This is a genomic window from Flavivirga aquatica (assembly GCF_001747085.1).
Classification (GTDB): domain Bacteria; phylum Bacteroidota; class Bacteroidia; order Flavobacteriales; family Flavobacteriaceae; genus Algibacter_C; species Algibacter_C aquatica.
This window is the reverse complement of the sequence record NZ_MDJD01000007.1, coordinates 152,722-177,897: the sequence shown is the minus strand read 5'-3', so window position 1 is coordinate 177,897 and position 25,176 is coordinate 152,722. Positions and strand designations below refer to the sequence as shown.

Annotated in this window: 21 protein-coding genes and 1 tRNA gene; 9 read left to right on the top strand and 13 right to left on the bottom strand. The window is 31.5% G+C overall.

What is annotated here, in order from left to right; genetic code table 11:
- The first annotated feature begins 72 nt into the window (after positions 1 to 72).
- The 6 genes from A8C32_RS01520 to A8C32_RS01495 all read left to right on the top strand — a co-directional run bounded on the left by A8C32_RS01520 (position 73) and on the right by A8C32_RS01495 (position 3,537).
- A tRNA-Ser gene (locus tag A8C32_RS01520) sits at positions 73 to 160 on the top strand.
- A 73-nt stretch (positions 161 to 233) separates the two neighbouring features.
- Complete coding sequence (locus tag A8C32_RS01515; protein ID WP_069828686.1) at positions 234 to 1,007, top strand: MotA/TolQ/ExbB proton channel family protein; 774 nt, start codon at positions 234 to 236, stop codon at positions 1,005 to 1,007.
- 22 nt (positions 1,008 to 1,029) lie between these two features.
- On the top strand, positions 1,030 to 1,461 hold the full coding sequence (locus tag A8C32_RS01510; RefSeq protein ID WP_069828685.1) for a hypothetical protein: 432 nt from the start codon (positions 1,030 to 1,032) through the stop codon (positions 1,459 to 1,461).
- 3 nt (positions 1,462 to 1,464) lie between these two features.
- Positions 1,465 to 2,052 (top strand): ExbD/TolR family protein, encoded by a 588-nt coding sequence (locus A8C32_RS01505; RefSeq protein WP_069828684.1) that lies wholly within the window; start codon positions 1,465 to 1,467, stop codon positions 2,050 to 2,052.
- Positions 2,053 to 2,075: 23 nt separating this feature from the next.
- Positions 2,076 to 2,549 carry an ExbD/TolR family protein gene (locus tag A8C32_RS01500; protein WP_069828683.1) on the top strand — a complete coding sequence of 158 codons (474 nt, stop codon included), beginning with the start codon at positions 2,076 to 2,078 and terminating at the stop codon, positions 2,547 to 2,549.
- Positions 2,550 to 2,913: 364 nt separating this feature from the next.
- Positions 2,914 to 3,537 (top strand): porin family protein, encoded by a 624-nt coding sequence (locus A8C32_RS01495; protein ID WP_240491667.1) that lies wholly within the window; start codon positions 2,914 to 2,916, stop codon positions 3,535 to 3,537.
- A gap of 25 nt (positions 3,538 to 3,562) precedes the next feature.
- Here the strand turns inward: A8C32_RS01495 and A8C32_RS01490 are convergent, their stop codons facing one another.
- From A8C32_RS01490 to rplM, 11 genes are all read right to left on the bottom strand, one after another.
- Positions 3,563 to 4,168 (bottom strand): hypothetical protein, encoded by a 606-nt coding sequence (locus A8C32_RS01490; protein ID WP_069828681.1) that lies wholly within the window; start codon positions 4,166 to 4,168, stop codon positions 3,563 to 3,565.
- On the bottom strand, positions 4,168 to 5,628 hold the full coding sequence (gene rpoN / locus A8C32_RS01485; RefSeq protein ID WP_069828680.1) for an RNA polymerase factor sigma-54: 1,461 nt from the start codon (positions 5,626 to 5,628) through the stop codon (positions 4,168 to 4,170). Before rpoN ends, A8C32_RS01490 begins: the two co-directional genes overlap by 1 nt.
- Before the next feature lie 149 nt (positions 5,629 to 5,777).
- A complete protein-coding gene (gene asnS / locus A8C32_RS01480) occupies positions 5,778 to 7,211 on the bottom strand; it encodes an asparagine--tRNA ligase (RefSeq protein WP_069828679.1) in 1,434 nt (477 codons plus the stop codon).
- 167 nt (positions 7,212 to 7,378) lie between these two features.
- Positions 7,379 to 9,784, bottom strand: a complete 2,406-nt coding sequence (locus tag A8C32_RS01475; RefSeq protein WP_069828678.1) for an efflux RND transporter permease subunit — start codon at positions 9,782 to 9,784, stop codon at positions 7,379 to 7,381.
- A gap of 47 nt (positions 9,785 to 9,831) precedes the next feature.
- A complete protein-coding gene (locus tag A8C32_RS01470) occupies positions 9,832 to 11,106 on the bottom strand; it encodes a DUF5686 family C-terminal domain-containing protein (RefSeq protein WP_069828677.1) in 1,275 nt (424 codons plus the stop codon).
- A gap of 64 nt (positions 11,107 to 11,170) precedes the next feature.
- Entirely contained in the window at positions 11,171 to 11,728 is a 558-nt protein-coding gene (gene frr, locus A8C32_RS01465) for a ribosome recycling factor (protein WP_069828676.1), read from the bottom strand.
- Between the two features lie 110 nt (positions 11,729 to 11,838).
- Positions 11,839 to 12,546 carry a UMP kinase gene (gene pyrH / locus A8C32_RS01460; RefSeq protein WP_069828675.1) on the bottom strand — a complete coding sequence of 236 codons (708 nt, stop codon included), beginning with the start codon at positions 12,544 to 12,546 and terminating at the stop codon, positions 11,839 to 11,841.
- A 206-nt stretch (positions 12,547 to 12,752) separates the two neighbouring features.
- Positions 12,753 to 13,727 (bottom strand): translation elongation factor Ts, encoded by a 975-nt coding sequence (tsf, locus tag A8C32_RS01455; RefSeq protein WP_069828674.1) that lies wholly within the window; start codon positions 13,725 to 13,727, stop codon positions 12,753 to 12,755.
- Positions 13,728 to 13,812: 85 nt separating this feature from the next.
- A complete protein-coding gene (rpsB, locus tag A8C32_RS01450; protein ID WP_069828673.1) occupies positions 13,813 to 14,589 on the bottom strand; it encodes a 30S ribosomal protein S2 in 777 nt (258 codons plus the stop codon).
- 217 nt (positions 14,590 to 14,806) lie between these two features.
- On the bottom strand, positions 14,807 to 15,193 hold the full coding sequence (gene rpsI / locus A8C32_RS01445; RefSeq protein WP_069828672.1) for a 30S ribosomal protein S9: 387 nt from the start codon (positions 15,191 to 15,193) through the stop codon (positions 14,807 to 14,809).
- Positions 15,193 to 15,648 (bottom strand): 50S ribosomal protein L13, encoded by a 456-nt coding sequence (gene rplM / locus A8C32_RS01440; RefSeq protein WP_069828671.1) that lies wholly within the window; start codon positions 15,646 to 15,648, stop codon positions 15,193 to 15,195. Before rplM ends, rpsI begins: the two co-directional genes overlap by 1 nt.
- Positions 15,649 to 15,875: 227 nt before the next feature.
- Between rplM and A8C32_RS01435 the strand changes: the two genes are divergently transcribed.
- Together A8C32_RS01435 and dcm are read left to right on the top strand one after the other, a co-directional pair.
- The gene (locus tag A8C32_RS01435) at positions 15,876 to 17,507 is read left to right on the top strand and encodes an ABC-F family ATP-binding cassette domain-containing protein (RefSeq protein ID WP_069828670.1); all 1,632 of its coding nucleotides are present in this window, start codon (positions 15,876 to 15,878) and stop codon (positions 17,505 to 17,507) included.
- 351 nt (positions 17,508 to 17,858) lie between these two features.
- On the top strand, positions 17,859 to 19,103 hold the full coding sequence (gene dcm / locus A8C32_RS01430) for a DNA (cytosine-5-)-methyltransferase (RefSeq protein WP_069828669.1): 1,245 nt from the start codon (positions 17,859 to 17,861) through the stop codon (positions 19,101 to 19,103).
- On the opposite strand, the gene A8C32_RS01425 is transcribed toward dcm, so the two are convergent.
- A complete protein-coding gene (locus tag A8C32_RS01425; RefSeq protein WP_069828668.1) occupies positions 19,076 to 19,840 on the bottom strand; it encodes an Eco47II family restriction endonuclease in 765 nt (254 codons plus the stop codon). The two genes, dcm and A8C32_RS01425, sit on opposite strands and share 28 nt — an antisense overlap.
- 494 nt (positions 19,841 to 20,334) lie before the next feature.
- Here A8C32_RS01425 and A8C32_RS01420 point away from each other — a divergent pair, with 494 nt between their 5' ends.
- The gene (locus tag A8C32_RS01420) at positions 20,335 to 22,281 is read left to right on the top strand and encodes a YgiQ family radical SAM protein (protein ID WP_069828667.1); all 1,947 of its coding nucleotides are present in this window, start codon (positions 20,335 to 20,337) and stop codon (positions 22,279 to 22,281) included.
- A gap of 42 nt (positions 22,282 to 22,323) precedes the next feature.
- On the opposite strand, the gene polA is transcribed toward A8C32_RS01420, so the two are convergent.
- Complete coding sequence (gene polA, locus A8C32_RS01415) at positions 22,324 to 25,173, bottom strand: DNA polymerase I (protein ID WP_069828666.1); 2,850 nt, start codon at positions 25,171 to 25,173, stop codon at positions 22,324 to 22,326.
- Positions 25,174 to 25,176 lie beyond the last annotated feature (3 nt).

Below are 25,176 nucleotides of genomic sequence, written 5' to 3'. Positions count from 1 at the left end.
TAACTTTCAAAATTTTAGTGTTTAAAGTTTTTTTCGTTATTTGAGCCCCTTAAAATAATGCAATAAAAATACAGAGAGGTGGCCGAGTGGTCGAAGGCGCACGCCTGGAAAGTGTGTATACCTCAAAAGGGTATCGAGGGTTCGAATCCCTTCCTCTCTGCTGTTATTTTATTTTTACTTGCTTTTTTTTTATATCTTTAACACTTTAACTAATAAAATTAAGATCTAGACACATGAAAAGATTATTTTCTATCCTTGCTATTACAGGAATGATGGCATTCGGAACTGCTAATGCAACTACAATTGCAAATACAAGTACAGCTGTAACAACTGTAGTTAGTACGACTCAAGAAGCAGAAGAAACTGCCACTGAGGACCTTGGGTTTCATCAAGAATTAAAAAAGAGATTTATTGAAGGAGGCCCAGGATTTATGGGTATTGTATTATTATGTTTGATTCTCGGTTTAGCAATTGCTATAGAAAGAATTATCTTTTTAAATCTTTCAACTACGAACACAAAAAAATTAACTCAAAGTGTTGAGGATGCATTATCTTCTGGAGGTGTAGAAGCAGCAAAAGAAGTTTGTAGAAATACAAAAGGACCTATCGCTTCTATTTTCTATCAAGGTTTAGATAGAGTTGATGAAGGTGTAGAAGCTGCAGAAAAAGCAGTAGTAGCTTACGGAGGTGTTCAAATGGGACAATTAGAGAAAAATGTATCTTGGATTTCGTTATTTATCGCTCTAGCACCAATGCTTGGTTTCATGGGTACGGTAATTGGTATGATTCAAGCATTCGATAAAATTGAAGCTGCTGGAGATATGCAACCATCACTTGTAGCAGGTGGTATTAAAGTAGCACTTTTAACAACTGTATTTGGTTTAGTAGTAGCTATTATACTTCAAATTTTTTATAATTATATTATTGCTAAAATTGATAGTATCGTTAACAATATGGAAGATGCTTCTATTACGTTAATGGATCTATTAATTAGAAATAAAAAGTAATAAATAATTAAATATAAAAATTATGGGTTTACATAAAATTTTAAAAATAGTAGCTTTTGCTCTTGCTATTATTGGCGCAATATTTGCGTTGATGATAATGACAGGAGATGATGAGACTGCTATAGATATGAGTGGGAACATGTTATATATTGCATATACTGTTCTTGGTATAGTACTTGCTCTTGTTGTATTGTTTGTTATAAAGGGCTTGTTTGCTGGAAACATTAAAAAGACTTTAATTACAGTTGGAGCGTTCTTAGCAGTTATCTTTATTTCTTACGGGATATCATCAGGTACAGATTTAGATTTAAAACCTTTTAATGATAAAGGTCTAGGGATCACTGAAGCAGATTCAAAAACTGTAGGTGCAGGATTATTTGCATTTTATGCGTTAGCATTTATTGCTATTGCATCAATGTTATTTGGAGGAGCAAAAAAACTATTTAATAAATAAATTATGGCAAAAAGAGCAGCACCAGAAGTAAATGCAGGCTCCATGGCCGATATTGCGTTCTTATTATTAATATTTTTCTTAGTAACAACAACTATTGAAACAGATTCTGGTATTAACAGAAAACTTCCTCCTATAGAGGATCAATCTGAACCACCAGTTATAAAACAAAAAAATATTTTTACAGTTTTATTAAATGGTAAAGATCAATTACTTGTTGAAGATGAGATTATGGAAATTAAAGATTTAAGACAAGCAGCCATTGATTTTTTGGATAACGGAGGCGATGGGTCATGTAGTTTTTGTAATGGTAAAAAAAATCCTGACTTGTCGGATAATCCAACAAAGGCGATTATATCTTTAAAAAACGAACGTGAAACAACTTACAAGACTTATATAGCTGTTCAAAATGAATTGGTAGCAGCATATAATGTGTTAAGAGATGCAAGATCCCAAGAGCTATATGGAATGCCTTTTTCAGAAATGGAAGCAAATCATAAAGATGTAAATTGGCCAGGGAATAAAGTAAAGTTAAAAGAGAAGATAGAAAAGATAAAACTTGATTATCCTCAAAAACTTTCAGAAGTACAATAGATTAAAATTTAACATTAACAATTATGTCTAAATTTAAAAAGAAAAAAGGAGGAGAAATACCTGCAGTTAATACAGCAGCATTACCGGATATTGTATTTATGTTATTATTCTTCTTTATGGTTGCCACAGTTATGAGGCAAAATAGCTTAAAGATTGAGAATAATTTACCATTTGCAGATCAAGTAGAAAAGCTTGATAAGAAAGATTTGGTTATGTATATATATGCAGGTAAACCAAGTGAAAACTATAAGCAAATGGGTACAGAAGCAAAGATTCAGCTAGATGATAGTTTTGCAGATGTAAAAGATATAGCTGGATTTATTGCAGAACAACGCGCTTCAAAACGTGAAGAATTAATACCATTTTTAACTACTGCTTTAAAAGTAGATAGTGATGCTAATATGGGGTTAATTGGTGATATTAAACAAGAATTACGAAAAGTTAATGCACTTAAAATAAACTATACTACTAAAAAAGGTAGTGTAATAGGTAATTAATTTATAAACTCTTAATTTTATAAAAAAAAGACGTTTTGATATTTTCAAAACGTCTTTTCTATTTTTAATAATGTTATATTTAATTATAATTTTAAGATTAGAACTCATTTTGACTTTTTCTATTTCCTAAAAAAATGTCCAAGATTATCCCATATTTAAGTTATTTTCTCATGCTTAGCGATGCTATACCTTTTAAAAAATAACTTTATCTGAACAAATTTTGACTCATTTTCGGTTAAAAACATAAAGTCAAAATGAGTTCTTATTAAAAATTAACACATACTAATTATTACTGATGAATCGTATATTTTTTATCCTGTTTTTTTTAATCGGTGCTATATTGTGTTCTGCACAGAATCATATTGTGAAAGATATAGATTCACTATATAAAGAAGATCAGTTTTATGCAGGAGTCACTTATAATTTAATAGGAAAGCAACCTGAAAAACTTTCTCAAAGAGGATTTTCTTTAGGGTTTCATTTAGGGTTTATTAAAGACATGCCTATAAATAAAAAAAGAAATATTGCAATAGGTGTAGGTTTGGGGTATTCTGCTAATTCATTTAACCAAAATTTGCTTATTAGAAAAGAAGATACAGGTGATTTTGTATATAGTATAGTAGAAAATAATAATACATATTCTAAAAACAAATTTTCTAATCATTTAATAGAAGTTCCTATTGAGTTTAGATGGCGAACATCAACACCTACAGATTATGATTTTTGGCGTATTTATGCAGGTTTCAAGGTTGGTTATGTGTTAACGAATACAGCTAAATATAAAGGCGATTTAGGACGCTTTAAATATAATGACAATAATGACTTTGAAAATTTCCAATATGGTTTAACATTAACAGCAGGTTATAATACTTGGAATATTCATTTCTATTATGCTTTAAATTCTATTTTTTCTAAAGATGCAGATCTTAATGGAGAAGATATAGATATAAATGCTATAAAAATTGGATTAATGTTTTATATATTATAATAAACTAAAGCTGGTTTCTTAATGTTTATAACCAATAGGAAACCAAAATTAATTGCGGAATTACACCTATAAAAAGTCCCATAATGAGTTCTTTAGAAGTATGCGCTTTTAGGTGTAGTCTTGATGTCGCAACAGCTCCTATTATTATAGTAACTAAGGCAAGTGTGCTATTTATGTTTATACTAAAATGAATACTTAGAGCAACAAAAAACATAAAAACTCCAGAAATAGCTGTCATATGTATACTCGCCTTAAATTTCAAAATAGCTAGACCTAAACAAGACATAGATGAAATTAATATGCCAATAAAGAAATAGTAAAGCTCAATAATTTGAGAAGGAGTGATAATACGATATATAACTATTAAAATAACAATACAATTTAGTATTAATGGATATATTCTTTCATTAGTGGTTTCAAGATAGATAGATTTTACTTGTCCCAAGGTTTTTAATAAAAAATACAAAAGAATTGGTAAAACAACTGTTAGTATAAAAAGGGAAACTAATTTAGCTTGAATAATTTCAAAAGGAATATGTATTGGAGATTTTAAAAAGTAAAATATAACACCTAATAATGGCATTATTAAGGGGTGAAAAATATATGAAATACTTTTTAATACTTTGTCCATTATATCTTTTTACGTAATCGTGCTACAGGAATATCTAATTGTTCTCTATATTTTGCTACTGTACGTCTAGCTATAGGATAGCCTTTTTCCTTTAAAATAGAGGCTAATGTTTCATCCGTTAAGGGCTTTTTCTTATTCTCTTCTTCAACGACAGTTTCTAAAATTTTCTTTATTTCTCGAGTAGATACGTCTTCTCCTTGATCATTTTTCATAGATTCAGAAAAGAACTCTTTAATCAATTTTGTTCCGTAGGGTGTGTCTACATATTTGCTGTTTGCTACACGCGATACCGTTGAAACATCCATGGAGATTTCGTCAGCAACATCTTTAAGAATCATGGGTTTTAAATTACGTTCATCACCAGTTAAGAAATATTCTTTTTGGTAATGCATAATAGCACTCATGGTAACAAATAAGGTTTGTTGTCGTTGTTTTATGGCTTCGATAAACCATTTTGCAGCATCAAGCTTTTGCTTGATGAAAACGACAGCGTCTTTTTGTGATTTAGACTTGTCCTTAGAGTCTTTATATCCTTTAAGCATATTATTGTACTCTCTGGATACATGGAGCTCTGGAGCATTTCTACCATTAAGTGTTAATTCTAATTCTCCATCAACAATTTTAATAGCAAAATCAGGAACTACATGTTCTACAATTCTATTATTTCCAGCATAAGAACCTCCTGGTTTAGGATTTAAATGTTCAATTTCAGAGATAGCATCTTTTAATTGAGTTTCAGAAATATCAAATTTTTGAATTAATTTTTTATAATGCTTTTTTGTAAATTGATCAAAGGCATTATCAATAATATTAATAGCTAATTCTGTATCTGGTGTTTTATTTTTTCTGTGTAATTGTATACTTAAGCATTCTTGTAAATTTCTAGCTCCAACTCCAGCTGGATCTAATTGATGTACAATTTTTAAAACTTTATAGATGTTTTCTTCTGAGGTATAAACGTTTTGTGTGAATGCCAAATCGTCCATAATATCAATTAAGTCTCTGCGAATATATCCGCTTTCATCTACACTGCCAACTAAAAATTCAGCAATATCACGCTCTTCTTCAGATAATCTATAGGTGTTTAATTGATTTATTAAATGTTGCGTGAATGATGTACCCGCTGCATAAGGCATTGTTTTTTCTTCGTCATCATTGCTATAATTATTGGCTTGCGTTCTGTAATCCGGAATTTCATCATCACTTAAATATTCATCAACATTTATATCATCATTGCCTATAGATTCACTATCATCAAAATCATCAGTGGAGTTATCGAAATCCGAATCAAGTTCACTTTCGCTATTTTCTTTACCACCTTCAAGAGCTGGATTTTCTTCTAATTCTTGCTTTAAACGTTGTTCAAAAGCTTGTGTAGGCAACTGTATCAATTTCATTAATTGAATTTGTTGCGGTGACAGTTTTTGTGATAATTTAAATTGTAAATATTGTTTGAGCATAAATCAATTTTGTTGACTTTAAAATTAAAAAAAAACAATCTATATAAGTCATAAATATAGATGTTTTGGTAATATTGAGAGTTTATGAATCTATTTAATTATAGTAAAACAATTTATAAAAAATAAATCTTTTTATGCTTTCAAAACAATTAAAATTCTGCATTTTGAGGTGTTCTTGGAAAAGGAATAACATCCCTTATATTCCCCATTCCTGTTGCAAACATTACTAAACGCTCAAAACCTAAGCCAAAACCAGAATGTACGGCAGTTCCAAATTTACGTAAATCTAAATACCACCAAAGATCTTCTTCAGGAATATTAATAGCTGCCATTCTTTCTTTTAATATATCTAATCGTTCTTCACGTTGTGCTCCACCTACAATTTCGCCAATACCTGGGAATAAAATATCCATAGCACGAACTGTTTTTCCATCATCATTTAAACGCATATAAAAAGCCTTAATATTTGCAGGGTAATCAAATAAGATAACAGGACATTTAAAGTGTTTTTCAACAAGAAAACGTTCATGTTCACTTTGTAAATCTACTCCCCATTCATTAATTGGATATTTAAATTTCTTTTTCTTATTGGGTTTACAATTGCGTAAAATATCTATAGCTTCAGTATAACTAACACGTTTAAAATTATTATCAGTAACAAAATTCAACTTTTCAATTAAAGTCATTTCGCTTCTTTCTGCCTGCGGTTTAGTTTTTTCTTCATCTTGTAGACGTTTATCTAAAAACTCTAAATCGTCTCTATTATTGTCAAGAATATGTTTTATAACAGATTTCATAAAGTCTTCTGCTAAATCCATATTACCAGCCAAATCCATAAAAGCAACTTCTGGTTCTATCATCCAAAATTCAGCTAAATGACGTGAGGTATTAGAGTTTTCTGCTCTAAATGTAGGTCCAAACGTATATACTTTGCCTAAAGACATGGCATAAGTTTCAGCCTCTAATTGTCCAGAAACAGTTAAGTTAGTTTCTTTTCCGAAGAAATCTTTAGAATAATCTATTTTACCTTCATCGTTTAGAGGTGGCTTTTCTGTATCTAGATTTGTGACTTTAAACATTTCTCCGGCACCTTCGGCATCGCTTCCCGTGATGATTGGGGCATGCATGTAGTAAAATCCATTTTCATTAAAATACTTATGAATAGCGTAAGACAATGAAGAACGTAAGCGCATTATGGCACTAAATGTATTGGTTCTAGTACGTAAATGAGCATTTTCTCTTAAAAATTCAAATGAATGTTTTTTAGGTTGGATAGGGTAGGTTTCTGGATCTGAGTCACCCAATATATCTATTGAGTTTACTTGTATTTCGACTTTTTGACCTTTACCTTGGCTTTCAACTAATTCTCCTTTAATATGTACAGCAGCGCCTGTTGTTATGCGTTTTAAAAGTGCTTCATCAAAATTCTCAAAGTCGACAACACATTGAATATTATTTATAGTTGAACCATCGTTCAAAGCTATAAATCTGTTAGCTCTAAAAGTTCTTACCCAGCCTTTTATGTCTACTTCCGGAATGGTTATGTCTTCTGATAATAACTCTGAAACAGTTCGTAATTTCATGTATTTATATTTATTGTTTTATAAATCTATATACATTGTCTTAATTTCTGTTTTTTAGAAATGTTTCTTAGGGTTTGTATATAGAATAAAATTTACAGTGTAAATATAAAGTTTTCAATCATGAAAATTCAAATTCTAAATTGAATGATCTATAATTTTAACATCATTTAAAGATTTGAATCTTTACTCTCAGTATCATCTTCTTCAGGAATAATATTTATAGGTGGCTTTTTAAGTACTTCTTTATTCGCAATATTTCTTTCTAAAGATAAAAGTAAAGAAGGCAATAATAGTAGGTTCGAAAGCATTGCAAACAATAAAGTGGCAGATACTAATGCTCCTAAAGCTACAGTACCTCCGAAACTAGAAATGGTAAAGACAGAAAATCCAAAAAATAAAACAATTGATGTGTAGAACATACTAACACCGGTTTCTCGTAAAGCACCGTAAACAGAGACTTTAATTTTCCAATGATTTGCTTGTAATTCTTGTCTGTATTTTGCTAAAAAGTGAATAGTATCATCTACAGAAATACCAAAAGCGATACTAAATACTAATATGGTTGAAGGTTTTATAGGAACACCTAAATATCCCATTAAACCTGCAGTTATTATTAAGGGTAAAAGATTTGGTATTAATGATACTATTATCATACGTGCAGACCTAAACATATATGCCATAAATAGGGCTATTAAAAATATGGCTAAACTTAATGATATAGCTAAATTTTTAACAAGATATTTTGTGCCTTTTTGAAAAACTAAGGCTTTACCTGTCATGATAACATTGTACTTTTCTTTTGGAAATAATTTATCAATTTTAGCTTGAATATTCTCTTCTATACGTTCCATTTTATCTGTACCGACATCTTTCATAAAAGTTGTGATACGTGCATATTGTCCTGTACTATCTACAAAATTCTTAAGTAAATCGACATTAGATGATGAATTTTTAGCATAAGATAATATAAAACTGTTTTCCTGCGAAGTTGGTAATTGATAGTATTTGGTATTACCATTATAGTAAGCTTGTTTAGAGTATTTAACTAAGCCAACAACAGAAACTGGTTTTGATAACTCTGGAATTTCAATAATTAAATCTTCCAAAGCATCCATTCGTTTAAGAGTAGAAAGTTTCATAACACCTTTTTTACGTTTGGTATCAATCATGATTTCTAAAGGCATAATGCCATTAAATTCTTTTTCGAAAAAACGAATATCCTTAAAAAAATCTGTTTTTTTAGGCATGTCTTCAATCAAACTACCAGAAATCTTTATTTGGTAAATGCCAATAATACTAATAGTTAGTAATAAAATAGAAGAAGCGTAAATGGTAATACGGCGTTGTTTTACCATGCGCTCCATCCAATTTACAAAACCACCAATCCAGCGTTTATTTAGATGTTCTAAATGACGTTCTTGTGGGTAAGGTAAAAAGGTGTATATAATAGGGATTATAAGTAAGCATAAGATAAAAATGGCTAAAATACTTAACGAAGCAACTACTCCAAATTCTTTTAATAACTTACTTTCTGTAAGAATAAAAGTTGCAAAACCACAGGCTGTAGTAACATTAGTCATTAAGGTAGCATTACCAATTTTTGTGATAACACGTTGTAATGATTTTACTTTATTACCGTGTAATTTAACCTCGTGCTGGTATTTATTTATTAGAAAGATACAATTGGGTATTCCAATAACAATAATTAGGGGAGGAATTAGGGCTGTTAAAACAGTAATTTCATAGTTTAAAAAACCAATAATTCCAAGAGTCCACATAACTCCAATGCAAACAACAACAAGAGAAATAAAAGTGGCTCTAAACGATCTAAAAAATAAAAAGAAAATAAGAGATGTTACTAATAAGGCAGCTAGAATAAACTGACCAATTTCATCAACAATATTTTGAGCGTTTAAAGTTCGAATATATGGCATTCCAGATATGCGAACATTTATATTATTTTTTTCTTCAAAAATTTTAATGCGAGGCATTAATACATCAACAACAAAATCTTTTCTTTCAGATGTATTAACAATATCTTTTTTTAAATAAATAGCAGATCTAATTGTTCTAGTATCCTTATTAAACAAAAAGTTGTCATAAAAGGGGTATTTTTTAAAAAGCTCATTTTGTAATGATTCAATTTGAGATACAGAGGTAATAGAGTCTTTAATGAAAGGTTCTAAATTAAACTTTTCATTTTTAGTGTCTTTTACAAGTTTTTGTAGGTCTTTTATTGAAATAACAGTCTCAACAGCGTCACTTTTTTTAAAATCTTCTGAAAGTTTATTCCATGCATTTAACTTTTCAACAGTAAACAGCGTACTATCTTTTATTCCAAGAACAATAAGGTTTCCTTCTTCTCCAAAAGTGTTTAAAAACTCTTTATAGATTAAGTTGACTTTATGATCGTCTGGAAGTAAATTGGCTTCGGTATATGTAAAGCGCATATTTTTCCAATTTAGACTTAGAAAAAATGTAACTGCTACTATACCAATAAGAATAAGAATTTTATTACGTAAAATTAATCTAGCGGTAACGCCCCAAAAGGCGTTGGTGAAAAGTTTGAACATGCTTAATTTAAAAGATGTACAAAGGTAGAAAAAAGGAGCATATTACCTTATAATGATACATTAAATGTAAACTTTAATGCAACATTATCATTAAAATCAGGCAAATGGTAAGCGCCATAGCGATAAGTAAGGCTTAAACCAAAGCCAAATAGTAATTTATTGATTTCAAAACCAGATTCAGTATAGCCTTTTTTTAGAGAACCAAAAGTTACATTTTGATGTCTTTCTGGGTTTTTAATATCACCAATAGCATAACGTGTAATTAAAACAAGTTGTGGTTTATAACGTTGAGAAATATTAAAAGGTTTTAAAAAGTGTTTTAGTTGAAGTGTAGCAAATTTATCTGAAAAGAATTCATTAAAATACATTGTTTCAAAACTATTTAAGCCAGCAACAGAAAATCGTTGCATAACAGTTTCTTTGTTAATATTATTAGGGTAGGCATGATATAAATGAGTTAGAGGAGTATTACCATTTGTAATTCCTGAAACTAAGGTTATTATTGAGGGGTTAGAATGTTTCCCTTCAATTTTATAAATAGTTCTAAAATCCAATTTTGAAAAACTAAAATCACTTTTAAAAAGGTCATCAAAGCTTTTTGTATATTGAAGTGTAAATTTAGGATAGCCCTTTTTAATTTCTACTAATCTTTTTCTTGATGATTCATATTGGCTGAAAGGACTCCATTGTAAAGAAACTTTAGCAGTAGTTAGATGAAAAGATTTTATAGCATTATTATCATTTAAAATATATTCGTAGCTATAGGTAGGATCTGTATTACTAACAGCTAATTTAGTTTCTGTTAGTATCTTGGGAGTTAATTGATGTTCTATAGTAATTGCTTTTGTAACATGTTTGTGAAACAAATCAATATTTAATAACCGAGGTTCAAAAAATTGAAAAAAACGTTTATCTGTTAAGAATTTAGAACTCCCCGTTTCTTCTAAATCACTTGTGTAAGACAAATTAATCCAAGTATTTGTTCTTTTTGCTAACCTGAAACCTCCTCCAATACTATATTTAAAACGATGATCTCTAAACCCATAAACGCCATAACTATTTATTCTATATTTTTCAGAAAAGGCATTGTTGGTTATACCTCCAAGCCCAGTTCTTACACCTTCGTATTGGTTGTATTTAATTAAATATCTTAAATCAAAATTAAAATACTTAGTAGGTAAGTAGCCATTACCTAAATGTTTTAAGAACTCTGTCTTTTTAATAGAGTCTTGTTTGGGAGCCATTTCTTCTTTAGAAATGGATTGTGCATGAACAAAAATAGCACATAAAATAAAGAAGAGTAGAATAAAGTGTTTATGCATTTACGTATCCAAAATACTGTGAGTTTATAAAAAGAGCGACAATTTTTGTCGCTCTTCAATAAAATTATATTGTCATGATTTCTTTTTCTTTAATATCAAATACATTATCAACTTTTTTAACGTACGTATCTGTCATTTGTTGTACGTCAATTTCAGCATTCTTTTTTAAATCTTCAGAAACATCATCAGATTTTTTAATATCGTTATTAGCATCTTTACGAGCAGTTCTAATACTTACTTTAGCATCTTCAGCTTCAGCTTTAGCTTGTTTTACTAAATCACGTCTACGTTCTTCTGTTAAAGGAGGTACGTTAATAATAATGGTTTCACCATTATTCATAGGATTAAATCCTAAATTAGCATAAGCTATACCGCGCTCAATTTCTTGAAGCATATTTTTTTCCCAAGGCTGAACCGTAATAGTTCTACCATCTGGTGTATTTACATTTGCTACCTGGCTTAAAGGTGTTTGCGAACCATAATAGTCTACCATAACACTACCAAGCATTGCTGGACTAGCTTTTCCTGCTCTAATGTTAACGAATTGTTTTTCTAAATGCTTAATAGCATTATCCATTGATTCTTTTGCTGTGTCTAATATAAATTGGATGTCTTCGTTCATTTTTAAACTTTTTTATCAATCAATATGGTCTTAATAAATATAAATGATGTTACGAATTTGCTAATTCAAAACATAATTATAATGTATCATTTCAAAAATTACGCCAAGTTTTATACGTTTACTTCCGTTCCTATTTTCTCACCAGAAACTACTTTTAGTAAATTCCCTTTTTTGTTCATATCAAAAACAATAATAGGCAATTCATTTTCTTGACTAAGTGTAAAGGCTGTTGTATCCATAACTTTTAAGCCTTTTTGCAATACTTCTTCAAAAGATATAAAATTAAATTTAATAGCTTTATCATCTTTTTCGGGATCAGCATTATAAATGCCATCTACACGGGTTCCTTTTAAAATGACATCAGCTTCAACTTCTATAGCACGTAATACTGCTGCTGAATCTGTTGTAAAATAAGGATTTCCTGTGCCTCCACCAAAAATAACTACACGTCCTTTTTCTAGATGCCGCATGGCTTTTCTTCTAATAAAAGGTTCTGCAACTTCATTTATTTGAATAGCGGTTTGTAACCTAGTTGGTATGTCTGCATCTTCTAGGGCGCCTTGTAAGGCTAAACCATTAATAACGGTCGCAAGCATTCCCATATGATCCCCTTGCACACGATCCATGCCTTTGCTAGCACCAGAAACACCTCTAAAAATGTTTCCACCACCAATAACTATGGCAACTTCTACACCTTTATCTGTAATTGTTTTTATGTCTTGCGCATATTCAGCTAATCGTTCTGGGTCTATACCATATTGACGATCTCCCATTAATGCTTCGCCAGATAGTTTTAAAAGAATTCTTTTGTATTTCATAAATATTTGATGAGATTTCCGTCTAGACGGAAACAAGATTGTGCAAAACTAAACAATTTTTTGGTGTTTACCGAAGACCTGTTTGTCAAAAATAAAATGGATTTGGAGTTATAATAGATTTAAGCTGATGTTTTAAATAAAAAAACCACTATTCAATAAAGAATAGTGGTTTTTTTATAAGATTCCTACTTTAAAGGAATTGTATATTATCCTACGCTAGCTCTTTTGAAACCTGTAATTTCAACATCGCCATAAGATGCTACATATTTAGCAACATTTATTTTTTCATCTTTAATAAAGTTTTGATCTAATAAACATTTCTCTTGATCTAGAGTTGTATTATCAGAAACAAAACGTTCTATTTTTCCTGGTAAAATTTTATCCCAGATTTTTTCTGGTTTACCTTCTGCAGCTAATTGTGCTTTAGCATCTTCTTCAGCCTGAGCTAAAACTTCAGGAGTTAATTGCGCCATAGAAATATATTGAGGAACGTTTTTAAGTGTTTTTCCTAAACGTCCTAACTCAATGTTGTCTTTTTCAATAACAGCAATTCTAGCTTCAGTTTCTGATGCAACAAAAGCAGGGTCAAAATCTTTGTAAGATAATGTAGTAGCGCCCATAGAAGCTACTTGCATAGCTACATCTTTAACTAAAGTTTCAGCATTATCAACTTTAGCAGATAAACCAACTAAAGCAGCTATTTTGTTAATGTGTACGTAAGTACCAACAAAAGGAGCTTCTAATTTTTCAAAAGAAGTGATGTCTAATTTTTCACCAATAACACCAGTTTGTTCGATTAATTTATCTGCAACGGTCATACCTCCAAAATCTGCAGCTAAAAATTCTTCTTTAGTTTTGTTATTTAAAGCGATGTCTGCTAATTGGTTTGCTAAGCTTACAAAGTTTTCGTTTTTACCAACAAAATCAGTTTCACAACCTAAAACAATAGCAACACCTTCAGTTTGGTCTGCATTAATTTTAGAAATAGCTGCACCTTCAGACGAATCTCTGTCAGATCTTTTTTCTGCTACTTTTTGTCCTTTTTTACGTAAAACTTCGATTGCCTTATCAAAGTTACCTTCAGCTTCAACTAAAGCTTTTTTGCAGTCCATCATACCTGCACCTGTAGCTTTTCTTAATTTATTAACTTCAGCAGCTGTTACTTTTACTGTAGTACTCATAGTAATTATAATTTAAAAAAGTCGTTCAATATATTTTCAACAAAGAAAAGAATTAAACGACTTGTTTGTGTTTTGTTAATGTTATTTATTCTTCTTCTTCGGCAGCAACCTTTTTAGCTGGAGCAGCTTTTGCTTTAGGAGTTTCTTCCTTAGCAGATGCTGTAGCGTCTTTTTCAGCTTTACGTTCTGCTAATCCTTGAGAGATAGCAGCTGTTACGTGAGATAATATTTTATCTATCGATTTAGAAGCGTCATCATTTGCAGGGATAACATAATCAACTTGACGTGGGTCAGAGTTAGTATCTACCATTGCAAAAATAGGAATGTTTAATTTTTGAGCTTCTTTAATCGCGATATGCTCACGTTTAATATCTACAACAAATAAAGCACCTGGTAAACGAGTCATATCATTAATAGAACCTAAGTTTTTTTCTAACTTGGCTCTTAAACGATCTACTTGTAAACGCTCTTTCTTAGAAAGCGTCATGAAAGTACCATCTTTCTTCATTCTATCAATGGAAGCCATTTTTTTAACAGCTTTTCTAATAGTAACAAAGTTAGTTAACATACCACCTGGCCATCTTTCTGTGATGTAAGGCATGTTAATTGCACCCGCTTTTTCAGCTACAATATCTTTTGCTTGTTTTTTTGTTGCAACGAATAAGATTTTACGACCAGAATTAGCAATTTTGCTTAATGCAGCACCTGCTTCATCAATTTTAGCCGCTGTTTTATATAAGTTGATAATATGGATACCGTTACGTTCCATATATACGTAAGGAGCCATATTAGGGTCCCACTTACGAGTAAGGTGTCCAAAATGTACACCTGCTTCAAGTAATTCTTTTACTTCTACTGCCATTTTTGTAATAGTTTACGTTCTGTTGAATTAGCAATAATTAAGTGGTCATATTTAAATTCGCCTTAATCATTTAGATGCTAAACTAAATCCTGTTTTTATAAGCAGGACAACAATAACTGTTTTTTATATTGAATTTATTTCAGTATCTGTTTTAATTTAAATTTCAACAAGATTGAGATAACTGAGAAACAGATCCCCAATCGAGTTGAGGATGATATTAACGTTTCGAGAATTGGAATTTCTTACGCGCTTTCTTCTGTCCGAATTTTTTACGCTCAACCATTCTTGGATCTCTTGTTAATAAACCTTCTGGTTTTAAAGTTAATCTGTTTTCAGCATCAACCTCGCACATAGCGCGAGAAATAGCTAAACGAACAGCTTCTGCTTGACCAGTAATACCACCTCCATATACATTAACTGTAATATCAAAGTTGCCGTCATTGTTAGTCAAAACTAAAGGTTGCTTTACTTTGTACTGTAACGTAGCTGTAGTAAAGTAATTAGTTAAGTCTTTTTTATTAATCGTAATGCTACCTTTTCCTGGGGCAACATAAGCACGAGCAACAGCCGTCTTTCTACGGCCAATTTTGTGAATTACTTCCATTACTTGAATTCGTTTAAGTTAATTGTTTTTGGTTTTTGAGCTTCATGAGCATGTTTTGAACCAACAACAACTGTTAGATTACGGAATAAATCTGCACCTAATTTGTTTTTAGGTAACATTCCTTTAACTGATTTTTCTACTACTCTTGCAGGATCTTTTCCGTACAATTCTGTAGCAGTTAAACTTTTTTGACCACCTGGGTAACCTGTATGACGAATGTACGTTTTATCGTTCCATTTGTTTCCAGATAACGTAATTTTTTCTGCATTGATAATAATAACATTATCTCCGCAATCTACGTGAGGTGTGAAGTTTGGCTTGTGTTTTCCTCTTAAAAGTTTTGCAACTTTAGAAGCTAAACGACCAAGCGCTTGACCTTCAGCATCAACTAAAACCCACTGTTTATTCACAGTCGCTTTATTGGCTGAAATCGTTTTGTAGCTTAATGTATCCACACTAATTAATTTTTATTTATTAAACATTCCTCTCTTAAAAAGAGTTTGCAAATTTACGATTATATATTTGATTACCAAATAGAGTAAGAAGTTATTTTTATGCAGATTTACAGGGACTTACAAGAATGTTTTTTTTAAGGCTAACTTTATCATCGTTTTTTACTCTAATTATGTTTTGTTGTGCCTGCCTTTAATGTTAGTTTTGTGACCTTAATAAATTAGATATTATGATTTCAGTAGATGCTTTAGCGGTAGAATTTAGCGGAAATACACTTTTTAGTGATGTGTCATTCACTATTAATGCAAATGATAAAATTGCATTAATGGGTAAAAACGGTGCAGGTAAATCCACTATGATGAAAATTATAGCAGGTGCCCAAAAGCCAACAAAAGGACATGTTCGATTTCCAAAAGATGCCATAATAGCCTATTTACCTCAGCATTTATTAACAGAGGACAATATGACGGTTTTTGAAGAGGCTTCCAAAGCATTTGGTCATGTCTTTAAAATGCGTGATGAAATGGAAGCTATTAATAAAGCTTTAGAAACTAGAACCGATTATGAGTCTGATGAGTATATGAAACTTATTGAGCAAGTTTCAGATTTAGGTGAAAAATATTATGCACTAGAAGATGTTAATTACGATGCCGAAGTGGAAAAGGCTCTAAAAGGTTTAGGTTTTAAGCAAGAAGATTTTGCGAGGCAAACTAGCGAATTTAGTGGAGGTTGGCGTATGCGTATTGAACTGGCTAAGATATTACTTCAAAAACCAGATTTAATACTTTTAGATGAGCCTACAAACCATATCGATATAGAATCTGTAATTTGGTTAGAAGATTTTTTACTTAACAAAGCAAATGCAGTTGTGGTAATCTCTCATGATAAAGCCTTTATCGATAATATAACCAACAGAACCATTGAGGTAACTATGGGAAAAATTTACGATTATAAAGCAAATTACTCCCACTATTTACAATTACGCGAAGAGCGTCGTGCACACCAAATAAAAGCATACCAAGAACAACAAAAATTTATAGCCGATAACCAAGCATTTATAGACCGTTTTAAAGGGACATACTCCAAAACAAATCAAGTAAACTCTCGAGAACGCATGCTTGAAAAGTTAGAAATTATAGAAATTGATGATGTAGATACCTCAGCATTAAAATTACGTTTCCCAAAAACGGTACGTTCTGGAGATTATCCAGTAACGGTAAAAGAAGTATCAAAATCTTATGGCGAACATATAGTATTTAAAGATGCTAGTATGTCTATATCTAGAGGCGAAAAGGTGTGTTTTGTTGGTAGAAATGGAGAAGGGAAATCTACCATGATTAAAGCTATTTTAAATGAAATAGAAGTAGAAGGTGAATGTGCTTTGGGACATAACGTACAAGTTGGTTACTTTGCACAAAACCAAGCTGCGTTATTAGACGAAAACCTAACTATTTTTCAAACCATAGACGAAGTTGCACAAGGCGATGTTAGAAAGCAGATAAAAAATATCTTAGGACGCTTTATGTTTAAAGGCGATGCTATCGATAAAAAAGTAGGCGTGCTTTCTGGAGGTGAAAAAACCAGATTAGCTATGGTGAAGTTATTACTAGAACCTGTTAACTTATTAATTTTAGATGAGCCTACCAATCACTTAGATTTAAAATCTAAAGATGTTTTAAAAGAAGCCTTACAAAATTTTGATGGCACACTCATATTAGTATCTCACGATCGTGATTTTCTTCAAGGTTTATCAAAAAAAGTATTTGAATTTAAAGACCAACGTGTAATTGAGCATTTTGAAACTATCGATGCATTTCTAGAACGTAATCGTTTAGAGAGTATTAAAGCTATGGATTTATAGTTGGAGAGGATCTTTTAGATTGTTAGACTGAGCTTAATTGAAGGTTTTTTGTTGATTCTTTGAATTGTTTATCTGTTTTTGGGCGTTACCCAAGGGTCGGGCTATACGTTGCAAGTCCGCGCGTCGTACCTCCGCTGTGGGCTTTTCACTGCTATCCCTAACGCATATAGCTTTTAATTGAAAAAATGTTTTTATTTTGGGAGAGTATTTGTTTTATGTTTAACGGACTTTGTAAATAACCACAAACTTAAAATTTAGCACAAATACCATATGTTTTTTACAATGTTAGTACATGTTTTTTTATTCCAACTTTAATTGTATTTTTGTAACCAATGTGTAAGGTTGTGTAATATGGTTACAAAAGATTATTATTCGCTAAATGAGGTTTCTGAAATTTTAGGAAAAAGTAAAGAAACTCTCAGGCGTTGGGATAGAGATGGTAAATTTATTGCTATTCGAGAGCCTATTAGTCAATATCGGATTTATAAAAAAGAACAAATTAACTCATTGTTAGAACAATTATCTATCGATTACGAAGATACGGTAGATAATTCTGTTATTCCAATTAAAGAATTTAATGTTTTAGAATTATTTGCAGGAGCAGGTGGTTTAGCTGTCGGTTTAGAAAAAGCAGGTATTAAATGTGTCGCTTTAAATGAAATAGATAAATGGGCTTGTCAAACATTGAGAGAGAACAGACCAAATTGGAATGTTTTGGAGGGAGATATAAAGTCGTTTGATTTTACAGAATATAATAATAAAGTAGATATTGTTACTGGAGGATTTCCATGTCAAGCATTTAGCTATGCAGGAAAAAAACTAGGGCTTAAAGACGCTAGAGGAACTCTTTTTTATGAGTTTGCAAGAGTGGTAAAAGAAGTTAACCCGCCAATTTGCATTGGTGAAAACGTAAAAGGATTGTTGTCTCACGAAAAAGGTAAGACCATCGAAGGAATGATTTCTATTTTAGATGAAATTGGTTATAGTGTTATTCCTGTTCAAGTATTAAAAGCTATTAATTATAGAGTTCCTCAAAAAAGAGAACGAGTTATTTTAGTAGGAATAAGAAAAGACATTAATCTAAAATATGAATACCCAAAACCTCATAATAAAATTTATAACTTAGTTGACGCTCTTAAAAAAGGAGAATTATATGATTGCGATGTTCCAATATCTGAAGGTTCAAAATACCCGGAACATAAAAAAACCGTATTAGATTTAGTTCCACAAAAAGGATATTGGAGAAATTTACCTCTAGAGATTCAAAAAGAATATATGGGGAAGAGTTTTTATTTAGGGGGAGGGAAAACAGGAATTGCTCGAAGAATAGGTTGGGATGAACCTAGCTTAACACTTACTTGTAGTCCAGCTCAAAAGCAAACTGAAAGGTGTCACCCAGAAGAAACAAGGCCATTTACAGTTAGAGAATATGCTAGAATTCAGACTTTTCCAGATGATTGGAAGTTTATGGGGTCAGTTTCTCAAAGATATAAGCAAATAGGAAACGCAGTTCCTTGTAATTTAGGACAAGAAATAGGATATTCTATTATTAACTTTTTGAATGATTATTATTCGAGTTTGTCAAAACCTAAATAGTAACTATAGTTTTCAAAAGTAATTTCGTTTAAAATGCTCCTTTTTGATTTTTCAGAACTTTCAGAGATTTCTTCGAGAGCAGAATTACTTTGGTTTTTTTCGTTCTGTTGCTTACTTAAATAATCAGAAATTGCTTGAGGTAAAACTTGATACAATTCAAAAAGAGCATTTTCGTTACCTGAAAGTAATTTATAAAATTGGTCTCCTGAAATTTTATAAACTCTACTATGACTATACTCTTTTCCGTTAATTTCTCCAAACCATTTTTCATTGAAACTATTTTTTGCTAAAACTTGAACCCAGTAACAATTAGCTTTTTTATATGTGTCTGCATAATTTGCAAGTTTTTGAAATAAACTTTCAGCAGAGCTACTATTCATTGTGTTGTGCTTGTTTTTTATGTCAGCGAATAAAGTGTTATCTGTTGCTTTAATATCAAACCCACTTAATTTTCCCATTTCAAATCCAGTAATGCCACCTAAAATCTGTTCGTGAAAAGTGCCGATAGAATTATTTATAGATTTATCAATTTGACGGTTTATTTCAGTTTTAATAAGTGTTTCCTCATCCAAGTTATTAAATTTAGCATCAAAAGTTAATTTAATTGTATCGATTTTATTTTTGTAGAATTTCTTCTTACTCACATTAGCTTTTGCCTTTAGATATGATTTATGAAGATTTTCAATACAATTTAAAAGATGTTCGTCAGATATAAAACTTAGATATTTATTTGCCATTTTTGAATCCTGTTATAGGTGTAACGAATGTAAAGAATTTTAATGGGTTTTTGGAATTTTCCTCTAATGTGTATTAAGTTAAAGTAATACGAAATCATTTTAATCTTTTATATCCAAAGCAAAGGGCTATTTTAATTTACGGAAATTTAAAATAATCGAAAAAAAGAATTATTTTTTTGTTAAAATCATAAGGTTTAGTAATTGTTAGTGTTTCTAAATTTTAAAAGTGTAGAACTAACTATAATTTGTTACCACCAATTGCAGACAGATGCGTTAGGGATTGATGCGGCATCCTTTTTAAAACATAGAAACTGTAATTTAAGGATGACTAAAAGATTATAGATTGCCATGTCTTGCGGCTTTGTAATGATTATTTTTTAAAAAGATATAGAAGAAAGCCTGACCCTTGGGTAACGTCAATATATTTCCTCCAACCTTTTGATTACCTATAATATAATGGTTAAGCATTATTTTTTGACTATTTTTGCAGCGATATGCAAGAATTAAAACTTTCAGATTGGTTACCTACCACAAACAAAGAGGTTAAAATACGCGGTTGGGAAGCTCTAGACGTTATTTTATTTAGTGGAGATGCTTATGTGGATCATCCATCATTTGGTCCTGCTGTAATTGGCCGTATTTTAGAAAGTTATGGTTTGCGTGTTGCCATAGTGCCACAACCTAATGTGAATGATAATCTTCAAGATTTCGTGAAGTTAGGGGCTCCAAAATTATTTTTTGGGGTTACAGGAGGTTGTATGGATCCCATGATTAGTAATTATAATGCTAACAAAAAACGTCGAGATAAAGATGCCTATACACCTAATGGTGATATTGGTTTTCGACCAGATTATGCAACAACCGTTTATTCTAAAATTTTAAAAGAAAAATGGCCAGATGTTCCTGTATTAATAGGAGGCATTGAGGCATCGTTACGTCGTGTAACGCATTACGACTATTGGAGTGATAAACTTATGCCAACTATTTTAGAAAGTTCTAAAGCAGATATGTTGGTTTACGGTATGGGTGAGCAACCCTTGCGTGAAGTAGTACGTTTAATGCAAAAAGGAGTCCCTTTTAGTAGCATTACAACTATAAAACAAACGGCTGTTCTTGTTGATAAACATGCTAAAATACCTAAGAATAGTAATTGGGAAGATGTTGAAATAGTATCGCACGAAAAGTGTTTAAAGGATAAAAAGGCTTATGCATCTAACTTTAAAATAATAGAGCAGGAGTCTAATAAATTGGCTGCTCGACGTATTTTTCAGAAGGTAGGCGATCGAACATTGATGATTAATCCTCCTTATCCAACCATGACGGAAGACGAGATTGATGCGTCTTTCGATTTACCATATACACGTTTACCACATCCAAAATATAATAAACGAGGACCTATTCCTGCGTTTGAAATGATTAAGTTTTCTATAAATGTCCATCGTGGTTGTTTTGGAGGCTGTAGTTTTTGTACTATTTCGGCACATCAGGGAAAATTTATTGCATCTCGTAGTCAGGAATCAGTATTGCGTGAAGTAGATACAGTTGCTAATATGCCAGATTTTAAAGGCTATTTATCAGATATTGGTGGACCAAGTGCCAATATGTACAAAATGAAGGGGAAGGTGCAAGAGATTTGCGATAAATGTGTAGCGCCTTCATGTATTTCGCCTGTTATTTGTAGTAACTTAGATACCTCACATAAACCATTAACGGAATTATATCAAGCGGTAGATAGTCATCCAAAAGTGAAAAAATCTTTTATAGGTAGTGGAATTCGTCACGATATGTTAGTGCCAGAATTCAATAAAAATGCTGACCCTAAAGAATTAGACGACTATACCGAGGAAGTCATGACAAAACACGTGTCTGGTAGGCTTAAAGTAGCACCAGAACATACTAGTGATCCTGTTTTAAAACTGATGCGTAAACCATCGTTTAGTTACTTCCATAAATTTAAGGAGCGTTTTGATAAAATTAATATTAAGAAAGGATTGAAGTTGCAATTGATACCTTATTTTATATCGAATCACCCAGCATGCGAAGTCGAAGATATGGCAAATCTTGCTGCCGAAACCAAAGATATGGGGTTTCAGTTAGAGCAAGTACAAGGTTTTACGCCAACACCAATGACGGTTGCTACAGTAATTTATTATAGTGGTTACCATCCTTACACGCTTAAAAAAGTAAATACACCTATAACCCGAAAAGAAAAAGATGAGCAGCATCGTTTTTTCTTTTGGTATAAAGAGGAAAATAAAGCGTGGATTAAAAAGACTTTAAATAAATTGGGGCGTCAAGATTTATTGAAAGTGCTTTTACCAGAAAATAACAAATGGCGTAAAAATAAACCAAGCGGTAGTGCTAAGCATACTTTTGATGATGCAGTACCTTTTAATAAACGAAAAAACAAGGCTAAGTTTAAGAGTAAGAAGAAGCGATAGTATTCGAACTCCTTACTCATGCTTGCGCGTATACATAATAGATTAATGCGCCTCCAACCAATTATTACCAGTATCTAAATCAACATCTAAGGGAACTTCTAGTTTATAAGCATTTTCCATTTCGGTTTTTACTAATGTTTTGATGGTGTCTAATTCGGGTTTATAAACATCAAAAACCAATTCATCATGGACTTGTAATAACATCTTAGTTTTATAATTACCAGCTTCCAATTTATTATAAATATTAATCATGGCAAGTTTAATAATATCTGCAGCACTACCTTGTATAGGAGCATTTACAGCATTACGTTCTGCTGCACCTCTTACAACAGCATTCCTAGAGTTAATATCTTTTAAATATCTACGGCGTCCTAAAACGGTTTGTACATAACCATTATCACGAGCAAAATCTACTTGCTCACTCATAAATTTTCTAAGCTTAGGATAGGTTTCATAATATGTGTCTATCAATTCTTTGGCCTCACCTCGAGATAAGTTAGTTTGATTACTTAAACCAAATGCTGAAACACCATAAATAATTCCAAAATTTACTGTTTTAGCATTACTACGTTGTTCGCGAGTCACTTCGTTTAAAGGTACATCAAATACTTTTGAAGCTGTAGAGGCATGAATGTCTTCCCCATTTTTAAAGGCTTCAATCATGGTTTCTTCCTTGCTTAATGCAGCAATTATACGTAATTCTATTTGCGAGTAATCGGCAGCGAGTAAAGTATATTCTTCGTTACGCGGAATAAAGGCTTTTCTAACCTGTCTCCCACGTTCCGTACGTATAGGAATATTTTGAAGATTAGGGTTGTTGCTACTTAAGCGTCCAGTGGCAGCAACAGTTTGCATATAATCTGTATGTACTCTACCTGTTGATTCTTTAACCTGAGTTGGTAGGGCATCTACATAAGTACTTCTTAATTTTGATAAACCTCTAAAATCTAAAATGTTTTGAATAATTTCATGATCTTTAGCTAAGTAACTTAAGACATCTTCAGCTGTGGAATATTGCCCTGTTTTAGTTTTTTTAGGTTTATCTACCAATTTCATTTTATCAAATAGAATTTCACCTAATTGTTTAGGAGATGCTATATTAAACTCTTCACCAGCTTCGATGTATATTTTAGATTCTAGTGATTTTATATCGGTGTTTAAATCTTCAGATAGTGAATTTAAGAAGTCTTTATCTAAATTAATACCTTCCAATTCCATGGCAGCTAAAACACGAAGCAGAGGGATTTCAATCTCATCAAATAGTTTTTGTGTATTAGCTTCTCCTAATTCGTTTTTAAAGTGCTCTTTTAATTGAAGCGTTATGTCTGCATCTTCAACGGCATATTCAGTTTGTTTATCTAAAGGCACATCGCGCATTGATAATTGATTCTTTCCTTTTTTACCAATTAAGGTTTCTATAGAAATAGGGCTATAATTTAAATAAGTTTCAGCTAAAACATCCATATTATGACGCATATCTGCATTAATTAAATAATGCGCTAACATAGTGTCAAATAATTTCCCTTTAACATTAATATTATATTTTGCTAAAACTTTGATATCGTATTTTAAATTCTGACCAATTTTCTCAATATGTTCAGCTTCAAAAAACGGACGTAATTGTTCTATCAAAACTTGAGCTTCGTCTTTATCTTCAGGAAATGGTAAATAAAAGCCTTTATTAACTTTCCAAGAAAATGCAATACCAACTAGTTGTGCTGTTATAGGATCTATACCTGTGGTTTCTGTATCAAAACACACACTAGATTGATTCATTAAATTTTTAATAAATAGCTTGGTCGCCATTCCTGAGGCAATGCTTTGGTAAAAGTGAGAAGTTGTTTCAGCTGTTTTTCTACTAAATTCTGTGACGACTTCAGTTTTAGTTGTCGTTGAAGGATTTGCTCCAAATAATGAAAATTGACCAGCTCCAGCAGAGGTCTCTTCTTTAGGTATAACTTTAGTTTTTTGATCTTTTGAAGTCGTTTCGGTTTGGTTTGTTCCAGATTGTACAGCAAACGCTTTGTTGAAATTATCAATTAATCTACGAAACTCTAATTCTTGAAAAATAGCACTTACTTTTTCGGTGTCAGGTTCAGACATTTCAAAATCTTTAGCGTTAAATTCAACAGGAACATTTAGCATTATGGTTGCTAATTTTTTTGAAAGTAAACCTAATTCGCCATTAGCTTCAATTTTCTCTTTCATTTTACCTTTAAGCTCATGGGTGTTAGCTAAAAGGTTTTCCATACTGCCATACTGTGCTAAAAACTTTTTGGCTGTTTTTTCGCCTACTCCTGGTAATCCAGGGATATTATCACTGGAGTCCCCCATCATACCTAAAAAATCTATGACTTGAAGAGGATCTGTAACTTCAAATTTTTTCTGAACCTCAGGAATACCCCAAGTTTCGTAGCCGCCACCAAATACAGGGCGATACATAAAAATATTTTCGCTAACCAATTGTGCAAAATCTTTATCTGGGGTTACCATAAAAATTTTATATCCTTCTTTTTCCGCTTGTTTAGAAAGGGTTCCAATTACGTCATCAGCTTCATAACCTGCCTTTACCATAATAGGAATATGCATGGCCTTTAAAATATCTTGAATAATAGGCACTGCAATTTTTATAGCTTCTGGAGTTTCATCTCTGTTGGCTTTGTATTCAGTATACATTTCAACACGATCTGTACTCCCTCCTTTATCAAAGCAAACAGCTAAATGATCTGGACGTTCACGTTTTATAACATCTAATAGAGAATTCATAAAACCTAAAATAGCAGAGGTGTCTGTACCTTTAGAATTAATTCTTGGATTTTTTATAAAGGCATAATAACCACGGAAAATTAGCGCGAATGCATCGACTAGAAATACACGTTTTTGATCTGACATTTT

What these genes read in the sequence shown, in the direction of transcription:
- A8C32_RS01510 (WP_069828685.1), top strand. Translation starts at nt 1,030, where the DNA reads ATGGGTTTACATAAAATTTTAAAAATAGTAGCTTTTGCTCTTGCTATT.
- rpoN (WP_069828680.1), bottom strand. Translation starts at nt 5,628, where the DNA reads ATGCTCAAACAATATTTACAATTTAAATTATCACAAAAACTGTCACCG.
- A8C32_RS01515 (WP_069828686.1), top strand. Translation starts at nt 234, where the DNA reads ATGAAAAGATTATTTTCTATCCTTGCTATTACAGGAATGATGGCATTC.
- A8C32_RS01475 (WP_069828678.1), bottom strand. Translation starts at nt 9,784, where the DNA reads ATGTTCAAACTTTTCACCAACGCCTTTTGGGGCGTTACCGCTAGATTA.
- polA (WP_069828666.1), bottom strand. Translation starts at nt 25,173, where the DNA reads ATGTCAGATCAAAAACGTGTATTTCTAGTCGATGCATTCGCGCTAATT.
- asnS (WP_069828679.1), bottom strand. Translation starts at nt 7,211, where the DNA reads ATGAAATTACGAACTGTTTCAGAGTTATTATCAGAAGACATAACCATT.
- pyrH (WP_069828675.1), bottom strand. Translation starts at nt 12,546, where the DNA reads ATGAAATACAAAAGAATTCTTTTAAAACTATCTGGCGAAGCATTAATG.
- A8C32_RS01425 (WP_069828668.1), bottom strand. Translation starts at nt 19,840, where the DNA reads ATGGCAAATAAATATCTAAGTTTTATATCTGACGAACATCTTTTAAAT.
- A8C32_RS01435 (WP_069828670.1), top strand. Translation starts at nt 15,876, where the DNA reads ATGATTTCAGTAGATGCTTTAGCGGTAGAATTTAGCGGAAATACACTT.
- A8C32_RS01505 (WP_069828684.1), top strand. Translation starts at nt 1,465, where the DNA reads ATGGCAAAAAGAGCAGCACCAGAAGTAAATGCAGGCTCCATGGCCGAT.
- A8C32_RS01490 (WP_069828681.1), bottom strand. Translation starts at nt 4,168, where the DNA reads ATGGACAAAGTATTAAAAAGTATTTCATATATTTTTCACCCCTTAATA.
- A8C32_RS01470 (WP_069828677.1), bottom strand. Translation starts at nt 11,106, where the DNA reads ATGCATAAACACTTTATTCTACTCTTCTTTATTTTATGTGCTATTTTT.
- dcm (WP_069828669.1), top strand. Translation starts at nt 17,859, where the DNA reads ATGGTTACAAAAGATTATTATTCGCTAAATGAGGTTTCTGAAATTTTA.
- A8C32_RS01500 (WP_069828683.1), top strand. Translation starts at nt 2,076, where the DNA reads ATGTCTAAATTTAAAAAGAAAAAAGGAGGAGAAATACCTGCAGTTAAT.
- rpsB (WP_069828673.1), bottom strand. Translation starts at nt 14,589, where the DNA reads ATGGCAGTAGAAGTAAAAGAATTACTTGAAGCAGGTGTACATTTTGGA.
- A8C32_RS01420 (WP_069828667.1), top strand. Translation starts at nt 20,335, where the DNA reads ATGCAAGAATTAAAACTTTCAGATTGGTTACCTACCACAAACAAAGAG.
- tsf (WP_069828674.1), bottom strand. Translation starts at nt 13,727, where the DNA reads ATGAGTACTACAGTAAAAGTAACAGCTGCTGAAGTTAATAAATTAAGA.
- frr (WP_069828676.1), bottom strand. Translation starts at nt 11,728, where the DNA reads ATGAACGAAGACATCCAATTTATATTAGACACAGCAAAAGAATCAATG.
- rpsI (WP_069828672.1), bottom strand. Translation starts at nt 15,193, where the DNA reads ATGGAAGTAATTCACAAAATTGGCCGTAGAAAGACGGCTGTTGCTCGT.